We start from the raw sequence: 13,800 nt of genomic DNA on the forward strand, positions 1-13,800 counted from the left end.
GGCGTTAGTCCACAAAGGATTCCTCTTGACCTGCCTGGGGAGCACGCCATGAGCACTGGAGCCGACCGGACCGCCTTCGGGCCGATGGTCATCGTCGCCGCCGACCAACACGAAACCCGCCCGTTGATCGACGACCCGTGGGCCCGCCGCCTCCTGCCCGCCAGCGGCCGGCTCGCCGTCGCGCTGACGAGGTACCGGCCGATCCGGCGAGCGATGACCGCCGCGACGGAAAAGAAGATCCCCGGCCTGTGGGCGAGCATGCTGTGCCGCAAACGCTACGTCGACGACGCTCTCCGCGCCGCCCTCGAAGATGGCGGAATCGAGGCCGTAGTCATCCTCGGCGCAGGATTCGACACGCGCGCCTGCCGCCTGTCCGCCCTCGCGACGATCCCGGTCTACGAGGTCGACCTGCCCGCCAACATCGACCGCAAACGCGCCGCGCTCACCAAAGCGCTCGGCCGCGTCCCCGCCAACGTGACCTTGGTGCCGGCCGACTTCGAAACCCAGAACCTCGCCGACGCCCTAGCCCAGCACGGCTATCCCGCCCGACGGACCTTCTTCGTCTGGGAAGCAGTCACCCAGTACCTCACCGAAGACGGCGTCCGCCGCACATTCGACTTCCTCGCCACCGCTCCCGCGGGCAGTCACCTGGTATTCACCTACGTCCGCAAGGACTTCCTCGACGGCGCTGCCCTCTACGGTGCCGAGGCCGCGTACGCCGAGTTCGTGAAGAAACGGCAGCTGTGGCGTTTCGGCATGGTGCCGGACCACGTCGAGGCTTTCCTTGCTGAATATGGCTGGCACGAGCGCGAGCAAGCAGGGCCTGAGGAATTCCGCAGCCGCTACCTCGAACCGGGTGGTCGCGTTATGCCGGTCTCGGAGATCGAACGCTCCGTACACGCGACGCGGTGACAGTTGGCGGGATCACGCTCTAGAAAATTGATCAAGCCAGGGCTGTAGGTTGGCGCTGCTGGAGCGGTGGTGAGCCGAGGCGTGGAAAGACGGTCGGTTGTCGACGAGTCTGGTCTTCGCCAGCACGGACTGCTCGACCCGAACAACGTCACCGAGATAGCCAGTCAGGCTCAAAACCGGCGGGGCTGGCCTTGATCGGCCGTGATCAACGAGGCGCTGACCTGGGAGTTTTGGTGGGCCGCCTGGGGCTCGAACCCAGAACCTACGGATTAAAAGTCCGCAGCTCTACCAATTGAGCTAACGGCCCGCGCCCCCAGTCTAGCGGGAGCCATCCGCCCCCTCGCTCACCGGCCCAACCCCCACCCCAGGACAGCCCACCGGACCCGCCTACAGACCCTCCCACCAGCGAGTTCGAGGTGCCCGAACCGCCGCAGCGGACGGAACACCTCGAACAAGCGGGCACCGCACCCGATCAGTCCTGCGTGATCACGCTGAAGTGCGCCGACGTGGTCAGGTCATTGCCCGGCCAGTACACCCCGATCGGCGTGCGCGAAGCATCGGACGGCAGGTGCATTTCCAGCGCCTTGACCGAGTTCGGGCCGGGTTCCGCGGTGGTCGGGATGACGACGTACGAGCTGGCGGTGTGCGTCGAGTCGATGAGCACGTCCGGCGCGCCTTCGCTGGAGTCCGAGGTGGTCGGTACGCCCAGCGGAGCATTGGCGTTGTCGTAGAAGACGGTGTTGTACGGAGCGCCGCTGAGTGTGCAGTGCGTCGTCGGGGTCGCTGCGGAGTAGTGCAGGACGTCGGCATGGTGTCCGGCCGCGTGGTCGGTGGCCGGGGTCGCGGTTACGGTGACGTCGGCGTCGGTGCAGAACGGCGTTTCGGCTGGTGAAGCGTTCGCGGAGGTTGCGGTGAGAGCGGCGGTCCCGCCCGCTGCGGCGAGAACGGCGGCGGCGGCGAGGGTGCGGCGAAGGGTGATCACGGTGGCCTCCTGGTGATTGTTTGACTGAACGTTCTTCTATCCAGGTAGACGCTCACCGAGAGCCGGAGGTGCGCCCGTGGTGCCGTTTCGCACACGGAGGCAACCTCGAGACCTCAAACAGCCAGTTCCGCCAACGACTCCCGCAGTTTTCCGGTCACCTCAACCGGCCGCCGAGATTCGCGGTCCACGAACACGTGCACGAAATGGCCTTCCGCCACCAAGGTGTCCGACGCCGTGTACATCCCGATCTCGTATCGCACGCTCGACCGCCCCAGGTGCGCGACCCGCAGTCCGATCCGCAGGGTGTCTGGGAACGAAACCGAAGCGTGGTAAGCACAATGCGATTCCACGCACAGCCCGATCACCGGCCCGGCCTCGATGTCCAGGCCACCGCGTTCGATCAGCCAGGTGTTGATGACGGTGTCCATCAGCGAGTAGTGCACGACGTTGTTCACATGGCCGTAGACGTCATTGTCCTTCCATCGCAACGGAACCGTCTGCCAATGCGGGTAGTTCACCACAGCTGCACCGAATCCCGAAGGATCCCCGCCAGGTCCTTTTCGGACGGTGTGCGCGGCGCGGTGGCCAGCAAGCGTTGCTGTTTCAGTGTTCCCTCCACCAGGGAGTCCACATCGGACTCGGTGTAGCCGACCGCGCCGATTCCGGCGGGCAGGCCGATCTCGCGCATCAGCGTGGTCAGCACGGCTGGCAGATGGTCGGCGAAGTCGCCGGACCATTCGAAGTCCGGGGCCAGCAGCCGGGCGACCCGCTGGTGCCGTTCCGGGTTCGCGGAGAAGGTGAACCGGAACGCGGCGGGCGCGGTGAGCGAGACGGCCATGCCGTGCGGCACCATCGGTTCGTCGCCGGGATAGCCGTCGGGGTGGAAATCCCGTACCTGTCCGGCGATCGGGTACGCGTTGGCGTGCGGGATGTGCACGCCGGCGTTGCCGAAGCCGAGCCCGGCGAACGTCGCGGCCAGCGCCATCGCTTCGCGCGCGGCCATGTCGTCGCCGTCGCGCACCGCAGCGGGCAGTGCCCACGACAGCAGTTCCAGCGACTTCTCCGCGAACATGTCGGCCAGCGGGTTCGCCCCGCAGTAGGGCACCCGTTCCTCCGGCCGCTTCCGGCCGAACTCGGTGTAGGGCTTGGCGGTGTAGCTCTCCGCGGCGTGGCAGAGGATGTCCATCCCGCTCGCCGCGGTAACCCCGGCGGGCTGGCTGACCGTGAGCCGCGGGTCCACGACGGCGAGTGTCGGGCGCAGCCGCAGGTGGCTGATGCCGCTCTTCACCCGCAGCGACAGCACGTCCAGCACGCACACCGTGGTGCTTTCGGACCCGGTTCCGGTCGTCGTCGGCACCGCGACCAGCGGCTTCAGCGGGTTGGCCGGCGCGCGCCCGCCGCCGACCGGCGCGTTGACGTAGTCCATCAGTTCGCCGTCGTTGCTGGTCAGCAGGTTGGCGGCCTTCGCGGTGTCGATGCTGGAGCCACCGCCGACCGCCACGAACGCGTCGTACGGGCCGGTGCCGCGCGCGAAGTCCACTGCCTTCTGGAGGCTGATGTCGGTGGGTTCGACGTGTACGCCGTCGAACGTCTCGGCCGCGATCCCGTAGCCGCGGATGCCCTCGGCGATCCGCTCCGGCCACCCCGTCGCCGCGACGACCGGGTCGGTGACGACGAGCACCCGGCGCGCGCCGAACTGGGTCAGATCGTATCCGATCTCGTCGCTTGAGCCGGTTCCGTATTTGAGCCCAGGAGCCCCATAAGTGAAAACAGTCTCATGTTCGGCGGATGTCACGACGGCGTCCTCCCAACTGGTGGGCAGCCCGATCCGGCAATTGGCACAATCCCGCGGCGAGTTGTTCAAGATCACTTGACGCCGGTTCACGGTGCCGCCCTAAGCTCTCCTCATTAGATACCAAGTGGGCACCACCGTCGCGCAAACGGCCGTACGCGTCTTGAACGAGGCCCGGGTCCGCCGGGTGTACGCGGTCGTCGGTGAGTCGTTCCTGGAATTGCTCGACGCGCTCCGCCGCGAGCGAGACGTCACGCTCGTTTCGGCCCGCCACGATTCGGGCGCCGCCTTCATGGCCGAGGCCGAGGGCAAGCTCACCGAACGCCCTGCCGTGCTCCTCGCGAGCCGCGGGCCGAGCGCCGCGGCGCTGGTCATGGGCGTGCAGACGGCGTATCAGGACGAGACGCCGATGGTGGTGCTGCTCGAAACCCCCGCGCTCGACCCGGTGCTCACCGGCGAGGTCCCCGCGTCCGATTCGACCGGGATGTTCGAAACGATCGCCAAATGGTGCGTCCGCGCGGACGATCCCGACGACGTGCCGCACCTCCTCGCCGAAGCCCTCGCCCGCTGCCGCGAAGGGCGGCCGGGCCCGGTGGTGATCGGCGTGCCCAGCGACGCGTGGGGTGTGCCGTACGACTCGGCCAAACCGGTGGCGAAGGTTCGCCCGCCCGTCACTGGAACGCTGGGCCGTTCGGCGGAAGCGGTTGCCGGTCTGGTGGACGAAGCGCGTTATCCGGTGGTCATCGTCGGCGGACGCGCGCGGTCGGCGCGGGACGAGCTGATCGCGGTGGCGGACGAGCTGGCGCTCCCGGTGTACAACGCTTTCCGCCGCCAGGACGCCTTCCCGGAGAACCACGCGCGCTACGCCGGACACCTCGGCCTGGGCATTCCGGCACGCCAGCTCGACGCGCTCGAACGAGCCGACCTTGTGCTCGCGCTCGGCACTCAGCTCGACGAAGTCACGACGCAGGGCTTCCGCTACCCGACTCCACAGCAGACGCTTGTCCTTGTCGGCACTGGTATCGACGAACAGCGTCGCCGCGGCCTGACGTTCCGTGTGGACACTGAGGTCGAGCCGTTCCTGAAGGAGCTGCGCGCGATCGCTTCGCCGCGTACGCGCAGAGCGTCGGCCGCGAACGCTGCCGTACACACCTTCATGACGCCGCCGAACACAAGCAACAACACGCGCGTACATCCCGTCGACGTCGTACGCGCGCTGCGAAAGCTCGCGCCCGAGGACACCATCGTCACAAGTGACGCTGGCAACTTCGCGCAGTTCATGCATCGCTACTGGTGCTTCACGGCTCCGCGCAGCCAGCTCGGTCCGAGCAACGCTGCGATGGGGTACGCGGTCCCTGCGGCGGTAGCGGCCAAGCTTGCTGAGCCGCGACGCGCTGTCGTCGCGATGGTCGGCGACGCGGGCACGCTCATGACAGGGCAAGAGATCGAGACCGCTGTGCGGTACCGCGCGCCAGTGATGGTGGTGGTGTTCCAGAACGGACTGCACGGCCCCCTCGCGATGCATCAGGCCCGTACGCACGGACGGTTGTCCGGGGTGACCATTCCGCTGACTGACTTCGCTTCGTGGGCGCGCGGGCTCGGCGCGGCGGGGTACACGGTGGACGATCGAGAGCGGCTCGAGCCGATCATCGCGAGCGCGCTTGTCCGGCAGCGGCCGTGTGTGATCGACGTCCGCACAGACCCGGATGTCGTGACCCCGGACGTCCGGCTGAGCACCCTTCTCGGAGCCCAGCGTCCTTCCGGGACCTGAAATCTTCCTGAGAACACAAGGAAACGCCGGGAAAGTTCAGTAGCTGGCAGGGGACTGCTCGGGTAACCTGAAGGCGTTCCCGGGGTTCGGCATCCGGACTCGGTGCGCACGGTTCGGCCGGCGTCCGGTTGGGGAAATTCCCGGGTGGACACGTTCCCCGGCCCGGTTCGCGGCCATTCGGCGCGTTTCAGGGGTGGGGACAACCGGTTTCGGCCGGATTTTGTCGGTGCCGGATGGCACCATCGCGGTCATCGCCCCGCTTGCCGCGGGGAAGGAACGAGGGGAGTTCGTCATGGCCGACGAAAAGGACGGGAAATCCCGTACCGCCGCGGCGACGGCTCGCGGCCGGGCCCGGTCCGCGCGGGCCGGTGCGCTGGTGTCCGTGGTGCGCGAGGAGCCGGAGCACGCCGCCGAGGCTGCCGAGGTGCCCGCGCAGACCCGGTCCGGAGTGGTTCCGGTGCAGTTCAGCGCCAGTGCGGAGGCGCACGACGTAGCCGTTGTCGCGCCTGACCAGGGCGCCGACTGGCGTTCGCCGTTCGGCGCGCAGCTGCGCCACGCCAGCGGGGAGTGACCCGGTCGCGGGAACTGGGGTGAGTCGGCTTGTCGGGGCCCGCTCCGCTGTGCTTTACTTTAAGTGGTCTCGATTTTTGTGTTCGTGGTAAAGCACGCTCGCAGAACTCAGCGGGCGTGGGCCTCCTCTCCGGGGAACGCATCTCGCCCGTGTCTGGGCCCAGGACGTCGGTCGGCTTCCTGTTTTGGTGTTATGTATGGAGATTGTTTAGATGACTGAGGGCACCGTGAAGTGGTTCAACTCCGAGAAGGGGTTCGGCTTCATCACTCCCGACAACGGCGGCGGCGACGTCTTCGTGCACTACAGCGAGATCCAGGGCAACGGTTTCCGTACCCTCGAGGAGAACGCTCGCGTGCAGTTCGAGATCGGCCAGGGCCAGAAGGGCCCGCAGGCCACGTCGGTCAGCCTGATCTGACCTGCGTCTATCGCTAAGTCGCCACCACTCCCGGCTCCGGGGGTGGTGGCTTCTTTCGTCTCCGCGGCTGCGGAGGACTCCCGGCCGTCTCACGATGCGGATTCCCTTGCCTGCCAAGGCTTTGTGTGCCTGACCGGCCATTGTGGATCACCCGATCGTGGCTCGCCCGTGGACTCGTAGGCTCGCGGACATGAGCGAAAACACCTATCTCGTCGCCGGGATGTCCTGCGGCCACTGCGCGCAGTCGGTCACCGAAGAACTGACCGAGGTGCCCGGGGTCGAGAACGTGACTGTCGACGTCGAAACCGGACACGTGACGGTCCGCAGCGCCGAAGCTCTCGACGAGAGCGCCGTCCGCGCGGCCGTCGAAGAAGCCGGGTACACCTACGAAGGGCTTGCTTCTCTCGTTTGAACGATGGGTAGCCACGCGCGAACCCAGGGTAGGCTCTGGCCGGCGTGGAGGCACGGCCGATGCAACGTCCGTGCAACCCTTTCCTCCGCGCGGCCGGACGCGTGTGCTGGTCCCCTGGCGGCAGCGGACTGAGGGGATGGTCGATGGGGGAAGTCGTTGCGGGAATAGTGGCGAACCCGGCGTCCGGACAGGACATCCGCAGGCTCGTCACGCAAGCGTCGGCCGTCCCGGTGGAGGAGAAGGCCAACCTGGTGCGCCGGCTGCTGTCGTCGTTCGCGGTGACCGGCGTGGACCGAACGTTGCTGTCCACCGATCTCAGCGGCATTTCCGCCTCCGTGCTGCGCGATCTCGGCCGCGATCCGCTGCCCGCGGTGGAGTTCTGTGACGAAGACACGCTCACTGGCACCGCGCAGGACACCATCAACGCGGTGCGCCGGATGGTCGACGCCGGGGCTGGCGTGATCGTGTGCCTCGGCGGCGACGGCACTGCCCGAGTCGCCGCGAAGGCGTGCGGCGAGGTGCCGCTGCTCGCGTTGCCGACTGGCACCAACAACGCGTTCCCGCAGGCCGGAGAGGCCACGGTGGCCGGGCTCGCCGCCGGGATGGTCGCGAGCGGTCAGGTCGACGCCGATCTCGTGACCCAGCGGGTCAGCATGCTTGAGGTCGTGACGAAGAACCGCCGCGAGATCGCGTTGGTGGACGTCGCGGTCTCGATGAACAAACACGTCGGCGCGAAGGCTCTCTGGGATCCCACTGCGCTCACCGAGCTGTACTGCACCTTCGCCGAGCCGGACGGCATTGGCCTGTCGAGCATCGCCGGACAACTGTGTCCGAGTTCTCGTTACAGCGCCGAAGGCGTAGCGCTTCAGCTTGGTCCGGTCGACAGTTCCGCGTACGTAGTGCAGGCCGCGATCGCGCCCGGCGTCGTGCGTCCAGTTGGAGTACGCGGTTGGGGAGTGCTGCGCCCCGGCGTACGCGTGGACCTTGCTGCAGGTGGCGGCGTTATCGCAGTAGACGGAGAACGTGAGCTGGAACTGAAAAACGGCGAAGGCGCGTACGTAGAACTGCGCGCCGACGGCCCTTGGTGCGTCGACGTACGCGCGGCAATGGCCGAAGCGGCAACCCAGGGGTTGCTGCGCAGTACCGCTACGAGTGGAACCGTCGAGAAAGGCCGAAGCCACGGCCAGTGCGCTGGCTGAGATCACGTGCAGGTGACACCTTCTGGGTGTCGTTCGCTGCGGCTTGCCCGACCGGCTACCTTCTGCGAGTGGCACACGGGGAGGATCGGGGATGAGCAGCACTGCGACGCGGCCGGAAACGACTGCTGAGCCCCCACCGGAGGAACTTCAGGGCCGCAGCGGAATCGCGGGGCTGCTGGAGCTGCCCGGCCAGGCGGTGCGCGCGGTGGTCAGATCGTCGACCACCACGCCCGGCAAGCTGTCGCTGATCGCGGTCGCGCTGGTGCTGCTGTCGCTGGTGGCGGGCCTCGTCGGCGTCTTGTCCGTGAAGGACAAGGACAACACGATCAACGGCCTGATCGACCACCGCGAACCTCTCGCGGCGGCCGCGCAGCAGGTCTTCCGCTCGCTCTCGGACGCGGACGCGACGGCGGCCAGCGCCTTTCTTTCCGTCGGCACTGAACCGCCCGCGCTGCGGAAGCGGTACGAGCAGGACATCGCGGAAGCGGGATCCGCGCTCGCCCGCGCGGCGTCCGACACCGCCGACGTCGGCGACGCCGCCCACCAGGTGGACATCCTGAACCAGAAGGTCCCGGTCTACACCGGGATCGTCGAGACCGCGCGGGCGAACAACCGGCAGGGTTTCCCGTCCGGCGCTTCGTATCTGCGCGAGGCTTCGCAGCTGATGCGCTCGACGATCCTGCCCGCCGCGGACGCGCTCTACAACGCGCACACCAAAAAGCTCTCCGACGAGCAGGACAGCAGCAGCGACGTGCCGTGGGCCGCGGTCGCGCTGGTCCTCGCGCTCCTCGCGGCACTCGTGGCCGCGCAGATCTACCTGACCCGGCGGACAAACCGGGTGCTGAACATCGGGCTGCTCGTGGCCACCGGCTGCATCGTGCTGTCGCTGCTGTGGGGCGCGGTCGCGCTCGTCGTGCAGGGCAGCCTTGTCGCGACCGGGCGCACTGACGGCACGTCGCAGGTCGACATCCTGGTGCGGGCCCGGATCTACGCGCTGCAAGCCCGCGCGGACGAAACCCTCACGCTGGTCGCGCGCGGCGACGGCGGCGCGTACGAGCAGCAGTTCATCAAGCTGGCCGAAAAGCTCGTCGGCGCGGACGGCAAGGGCGGTCTGCTCGGCGAGGCGCGCGGCCTCGCGTCCGGCACCGCGGGCGAGCAGAAGATCGAAGTGGCGGAACAAGCCGCGCGCGAATGGTCGCTGGCCCACCTTCAGGTGCGCCGCCTCGACGACGGCGGGCAGTACCAGGAGGCGGTGGACTTCGCGACGAGCGTGAGCCCGAACAGCGCCGCCGCCGCGTTCGCCCGGCTCGACACGAACCTTCAGGCCGCGATCGACGTCTGCCGTCAGGAATTCCTCGACAGCACCAGATCCGGCGACAACGCGCTCACCGCGCTCGCGGCGGGTGTCGGAGTGCTGGCGGTACTCGCCGCCGGCGGCGCGACAATCGGCGTGCGAGAGAGACTGAGGGAGTACCGGTGATCCGGTCGCGGCACTTCGTCCGGACTGCCGTGCTCGCGGTGGTCGCGGTTCTGGCCGCCGCCTGCGGGACGGCGGACCGGCCGATGGAGGCCGCGCCGGTCACCGATGCGGCCTGGCCCGCCCCGGCTGGGGTCGGCGGTCCGGACGCCGCGGCCGGAGGCGATTCCGACACCAGCTGCAACCCGCTGGCCAGCCTCGCGCCGAACGGTCTCGACCCCTCCGGGCCGAGCCTGCAGAAGATCAAGCAGCGCGGGAAGCTCATCGCGGGCGTCGACCAGACGACCTACCTCTTCGGCTTCCGGAATCCGAAGACCGGCAAGCTCGAAGGCTTCGACATCGATCTGGTCAACGAGATCGCCAAGGCGATTTTCGGCAGCTCCGAGGGGCACGTGCAGTACCGGGCGATCACGTCGTCGCAGCGGGAGAAGGTACTCAAGGAGCACCAGGTCGACGTAGTGGTCCGGACCTACAGCATCACCTGCGCCCGCCGCCAGCAGGTGCAGTTCTCGTCGGTGTACTACGTGGCCGGGCAGAAAATCCTGGTGCCGAAGTCGTCGAACGCGCAGTCGCTGACCGATCTCGCCGGCAAACGCGTGTGCGCGGCGGCGAAGTCGACCTCGCTCGCGAAAATCGCCACCGACCCGGCCAAACCGGTCGCGGTGTCGGTGCCGAACTGGTCGGATTGCCTGGTGATGCTGCAGCAGGGCCAGGTCGACGCGGTGTCCACGGACGACACGATCCTGGCCGGCATGGCCGCGCAGGATCCGACGGTGAAGGTCGCGGGCGACCCGATGACGCAGGAGAATTACGGCGTCGGGGTCCCGAAGGACGAGGAGGACCTGGTCCGCTTCGTGAACGCGGTGCTGGACAAGATCCGCGGCGACGGCACCTGGGCGAACAGTTACCAGACCTGGGTCGGCGCTCGGCTGGGACCGGCGAACCCGCCGTCCCCGCAATACCGGTGACCAGGCCGGTCTCGCCGCACGGCGGGGCGCAAGTTGTACTTTTTGAGCGGCAGGTTCGCCGCGGGGAGCTCGGGAGGTAGTTGTGTCGGAGGAGGCGCGCCGTCCTCGGCACGCAGCACCGGACGGGGACGGCGACCAGGCGAAAGCCGCGGACCAGCCGTCCGGGCGGGGCGAAGCGGCCGACGCTTCGTGGACCCCGCCGCCACCGGTGCGCTGGGACACCCCGGAACCGTCGGTGTCCGGGCGGCTGAACCCGCAAGCGGATCCCGACGCCGAGACGTTGATCAGCGCGCCGGTGCAGCGTCCGCAGGGTGCCCAAGGTGCTCCGGGCGGGCAACCTGGACAGCAGGTGCCGCGGGGCGGTCAGCCCGGACAGTCCGCTCAGCCTGGGCAGCCCGGTCAACCGGGTCAGGCGGCTCAATCAGGCCAGGCCGCTCCGTCGGGTCAGGCCGGACAGCAGCCGCGGACGCAGGGCCGTCCGGCTCCGCGCGGCGGTCAGCCGCCGATGCCGCCGCAAGGCCGCCCGCAGGGTCAGCCGCCTTCGCAAGGTCAGCCGTACCCGGCCGCCGCGCCCGGCCAGCCCGCGCCGCCGTCCCAGGGCCAGCCGTATCCGCCGCAGTCGCGCACCGGACAGCGGCCGGTTCCGCCGAACCGTCCGCAGCAGCCGCAGGGAAACCGTCCGTCCCGCCCGCCGGAGAACCGCGCCACCGGCCCGAACTCCGGCCCGATCCCGATGGGCGCTCAAGCTCAGGATCAGCGTCCGGCTGACGGAGGGGACGCCCCGACGCGTCCGCCGGGCGACCTGGCTCCGGTGATCCTGCCGCAGTCGAACCAGCCGGTCGCTCCGGTCGATCCGGCCGCGCCGATGCCGACCAGCGTGCTGGCCAGCCCGACGCCGCACACCCAGAGCATCATGCCGCCGACGCCGCGGGTTGCCCCCGCCGACGGCGGCCCGCTGCCCGACCACGGCACGGACAGCGTCCTGCCGTCCGGCGGCAGCGAGGGACACGGCACCGGCACCCACGGTTCGCAGGGCTCACAAGGCACCGGCACCGGAACCGGTTCGTTCCCCGGCACCTCCCGGCGCACCGGCTCGCGCGGCACCCGCCGGTCCCGGCGCGGACGGCTCGGCGCGGGTCTCATCGACGTCCCGCCGGTGCCGTACCGCGATCCGTCGACCGCGGTGCTGGCGAATCCGGTCGTGGCCGAGGACAAGCGGTTCTGCGGCAACTGCAGTGCGAAGGTCGGCCGCGGCAAGGACGGTCAGCCGGGCGAGCCCGAGGGCACCTGCGAGAAGTGCGGCACGCCGTTCTCGTTCATCGCGAAGCTGAAGGCGCACGAAGTCGTCGGCGGCCAGTACGAGGTGCTCGGCGCGCTCGCCTACGGCGGTCTCGGCTGGATTTACCTGGCCAAGGACCACAACGTGTCCGACCGCTGGGTCGTGCTGAAGGGCCTCATCGACACCGGCGACTCCACCGCGATGGCCGCCGCGGCGAACGAGCAGCGGTTCCTCGCCGAGGTCGAGCACCCGAACATCGTCAAGATCCACAACTTCGTTCAGCATCCGGACGCGCAGACCGGCAACACCGTCGGCTACATCGTCATGGAGTACGTCGGCGGCCAGTCGCTGCGCCAGCTCGCGCTGCAGCACCACCGGGAAAGCAACCGGCCGGAGCCGCTGCCGATCGGCCAGGTCATCGCGTACGGCCTGGAGATCCTGCCTGCGCTCGGCTATCTGCACGGCCAAGGATTGCTGTACTGCGACCTCAAGCCGGACAACGTCATCCAGACCCGCGAGCAGCTCAAGCTGATCGACCTCGGCGCGGTGCGGCGGATCGACGACTACGAAAGCCCGCTGTTCTTCACCACCGGGTACAGCGCGCCCGAGCTGGCGTCGCACGGCGCGTCGGTGTCCTCGGACCTGTACACCGTCGGCCGGACGCTGGCCGTGCTGAGCTTCGAGTTCGCCGGCTACACCCGGGAGTACAAGAACACGCTCCCCGGTCCGGACGCCGTGCCGTTGTTCGCGCTTTTCGGTTCGTACTACCGGTTCCTGAAGCGTGCCACGCACGCGGATCCGGACCGCCGGTTCATCGCCGCTGACGACATGGCCGACCAGCTCACCGGGGTGCTGCGCGAGATCATGGCGCTCGGTACCGGACAGCCGCGTCCGGCCGCGTCGACTGTGTTCGGGCCGGAGAGCCGGACGTTCGGCGTTCATCTGGTGGTGCCGGAGCAGGGCGAGCGGGTGCCGTTGCCGGACGCCGCCGAGGTTGTTGCCGGGTTGCCGATTCCGCAGGTCGACACGGACGACCCGGCGGCCGGGGTGCTCGCCACGACGACCGCGCTCGATCCGCATGAGGCGATTGAGGCTCTCGCTACGGCTCCGCGCGAGTCGATTGAGGTGCGGTTGCGGATTGTGCGGGCGCGGATCGAGCTGGGCGAGTTCGTGGAGGCGCAGCGGCAGTTGCAGGCTGCGCAGTATCTGGCGATCCGGCACGGGTTCCCGCACGACTGGCGGATTGACTGGTACCGCGGGTTGATCGAGCTGGCTGGCGGTCGGCCGCGGGTAGCGCATGTGGCGTTCGACGCGGTTTACGACGATCTGCCGGGGGAGATCGCGCCGAAGCTTGCCTTGGCGGTTAGCGCTGAGGGGGTTGGGGATTACTTCGGGGCCGCGCGGTTTTACGAGCTGGTTTGGCGGACGGACCGGACGTATGTGAGTGCGGCGTTCGGGCTTGCGCGGGTGTATTTGGCGCAGGGGGCTCGGGAGAGTGCGGTGGAGGTGCTGGAGGGGGTTCCGGCTACGTCTACGCATTATGTGGATGCGCAGGTCGCTGCGATCAAGATCAAGACTCGGGCGCAGGGGGTCGGGGCTGGGGAGCATCCGGCTGTGACCGAGGGGGATTTGGTTGACGCGTCTGGGCGGTTGCAGCGGCTGAATCTTGATGCTGAGCGGCATACGCGGCTTAGTGCGGAGGTGCTGGAGGCGGCGTACGACTGGTTGAGGGTGCCTGGTCAGGCGAAGCCGGTTAGTGCGGCGAAGGTGCTGGGGTGTGCGTTGGAGGAGCGGGACGTCCGGTTTGGGCTGGAGCGGTGTTATCGGTCTTTGGCTCGGTTGACGGATGACGCTGGGGATCGGATCGCGTTGGTGGATCGGGCGAATGCGATTCGGCCGCGGACGTTGACCTGAGGGCGGCTCGGGCTCGTCGCCTGGCGGCGACATTGCGCCTCGTTCGTGAGGGGGCACCCCGAAGCTGATTGTGATGACGGTTCGAGGGGGCTTGTCAAGGCGGGAAAG

The 13,800-nt window shown here is 68.6% G+C and carries 12 protein-coding genes and 1 tRNA gene; 9 read left to right on the plus strand and 4 right to left on the minus strand.

Going from position 1 to position 13,800, the window contains the following annotated elements:
* The first annotated feature begins 48 nt into the window (after window positions 1-48).
* A complete protein-coding gene (locus tag ACWGIC_RS07935) occupies window positions 49-912 on the plus strand; it encodes an SAM-dependent methyltransferase (RefSeq protein ID WP_452075135.1) in 864 nt (287 codons plus the stop codon).
* 231 nt (window positions 913-1,143) lie between these two features.
* On the opposite strand, the gene ACWGIC_RS07940 is transcribed toward ACWGIC_RS07935, so the two are convergent.
* From ACWGIC_RS07940 to ACWGIC_RS07955, 4 genes are all read right to left on the minus strand, one after another.
* Window positions 1,144-1,219: transfer RNA gene (locus tag ACWGIC_RS07940), tRNA-Lys, on the minus strand.
* A 165-nt stretch (window positions 1,220-1,384) separates the two neighbouring features.
* On the minus strand, window positions 1,385-1,894 hold the full coding sequence (locus ACWGIC_RS07945; protein WP_452075136.1) for a hypothetical protein: 510 nt from the start codon (window positions 1,892-1,894) through the stop codon (window positions 1,385-1,387).
* 113 nt (window positions 1,895-2,007) lie between these two features.
* Window positions 2,008-2,415 carry an acyl-CoA thioesterase gene (locus ACWGIC_RS07950; protein ID WP_452075137.1) on the minus strand — a complete coding sequence of 136 codons (408 nt, stop codon included), beginning with the start codon at window positions 2,413-2,415 and terminating at the stop codon, window positions 2,008-2,010.
* Entirely contained in the window at window positions 2,409-3,689 is a 1,281-nt protein-coding gene (locus ACWGIC_RS07955; protein ID WP_452075138.1) for a hydroxyacid-oxoacid transhydrogenase, read from the minus strand. Before ACWGIC_RS07955 ends, ACWGIC_RS07950 begins: the two co-directional genes overlap by 7 nt.
* 124 nt (window positions 3,690-3,813) lie before the next feature.
* Between ACWGIC_RS07955 and ACWGIC_RS07960 the strand changes: the two genes are divergently transcribed.
* The 8 genes from ACWGIC_RS07960 (at window position 3,814) to ACWGIC_RS07995 (ending at window position 13,692) form a co-directional block, all read left to right on the plus strand.
* Window positions 3,814-5,457 (plus strand): thiamine pyrophosphate-binding protein, encoded by a 1,644-nt coding sequence (locus ACWGIC_RS07960; protein WP_452075139.1) that lies wholly within the window; start codon window positions 3,814-3,816, stop codon window positions 5,455-5,457.
* A gap of 226 nt (window positions 5,458-5,683) precedes the next feature.
* Window positions 5,684-6,028, plus strand: coding sequence for a hypothetical protein (locus tag ACWGIC_RS07965; RefSeq protein WP_452075140.1), 345 nt, complete (start codon window positions 5,684-5,686; stop codon window positions 6,026-6,028).
* A 211-nt stretch (window positions 6,029-6,239) separates the two neighbouring features.
* A complete protein-coding gene (locus tag ACWGIC_RS07970) occupies window positions 6,240-6,443 on the plus strand; it encodes a cold-shock protein (RefSeq protein WP_009071749.1) in 204 nt (67 codons plus the stop codon).
* A gap of 190 nt (window positions 6,444-6,633) precedes the next feature.
* Window positions 6,634-6,855, plus strand: a complete 222-nt coding sequence (locus tag ACWGIC_RS07975; protein ID WP_452075141.1) for a heavy-metal-associated domain-containing protein — start codon at window positions 6,634-6,636, stop codon at window positions 6,853-6,855.
* 143 nt (window positions 6,856-6,998) lie between these two features.
* Entirely contained in the window at window positions 6,999-8,054 is a 1,056-nt protein-coding gene (locus ACWGIC_RS07980) for an ATP-NAD kinase family protein (RefSeq protein WP_452075142.1), read from the plus strand.
* Window positions 8,055-8,145: 91 nt separating this feature from the next.
* Window positions 8,146-9,534 carry a hypothetical protein gene (locus tag ACWGIC_RS07985; RefSeq protein ID WP_452075143.1) on the plus strand — a complete coding sequence of 463 codons (1,389 nt, stop codon included), beginning with the start codon at window positions 8,146-8,148 and terminating at the stop codon, window positions 9,532-9,534.
* 29 nt (window positions 9,535-9,563) lie between these two features.
* Window positions 9,564-10,499, plus strand: a complete 936-nt coding sequence (locus tag ACWGIC_RS07990; protein ID WP_452075153.1) for a glutamate ABC transporter substrate-binding protein — start codon at window positions 9,564-9,566, stop codon at window positions 10,497-10,499.
* A gap of 733 nt (window positions 10,500-11,232) precedes the next feature.
* Window positions 11,233-13,692: a tetratricopeptide repeat protein gene (locus tag ACWGIC_RS07995; protein WP_452075154.1), complete on the plus strand. Its 2,460-nt coding sequence runs from the start codon at window positions 11,233-11,235 to the stop codon at window positions 13,690-13,692.
* Window positions 13,693-13,800 lie beyond the last annotated feature (108 nt).

It is taken from the genome of Amycolatopsis sp. NPDC054798 (assembly GCF_053611505.1).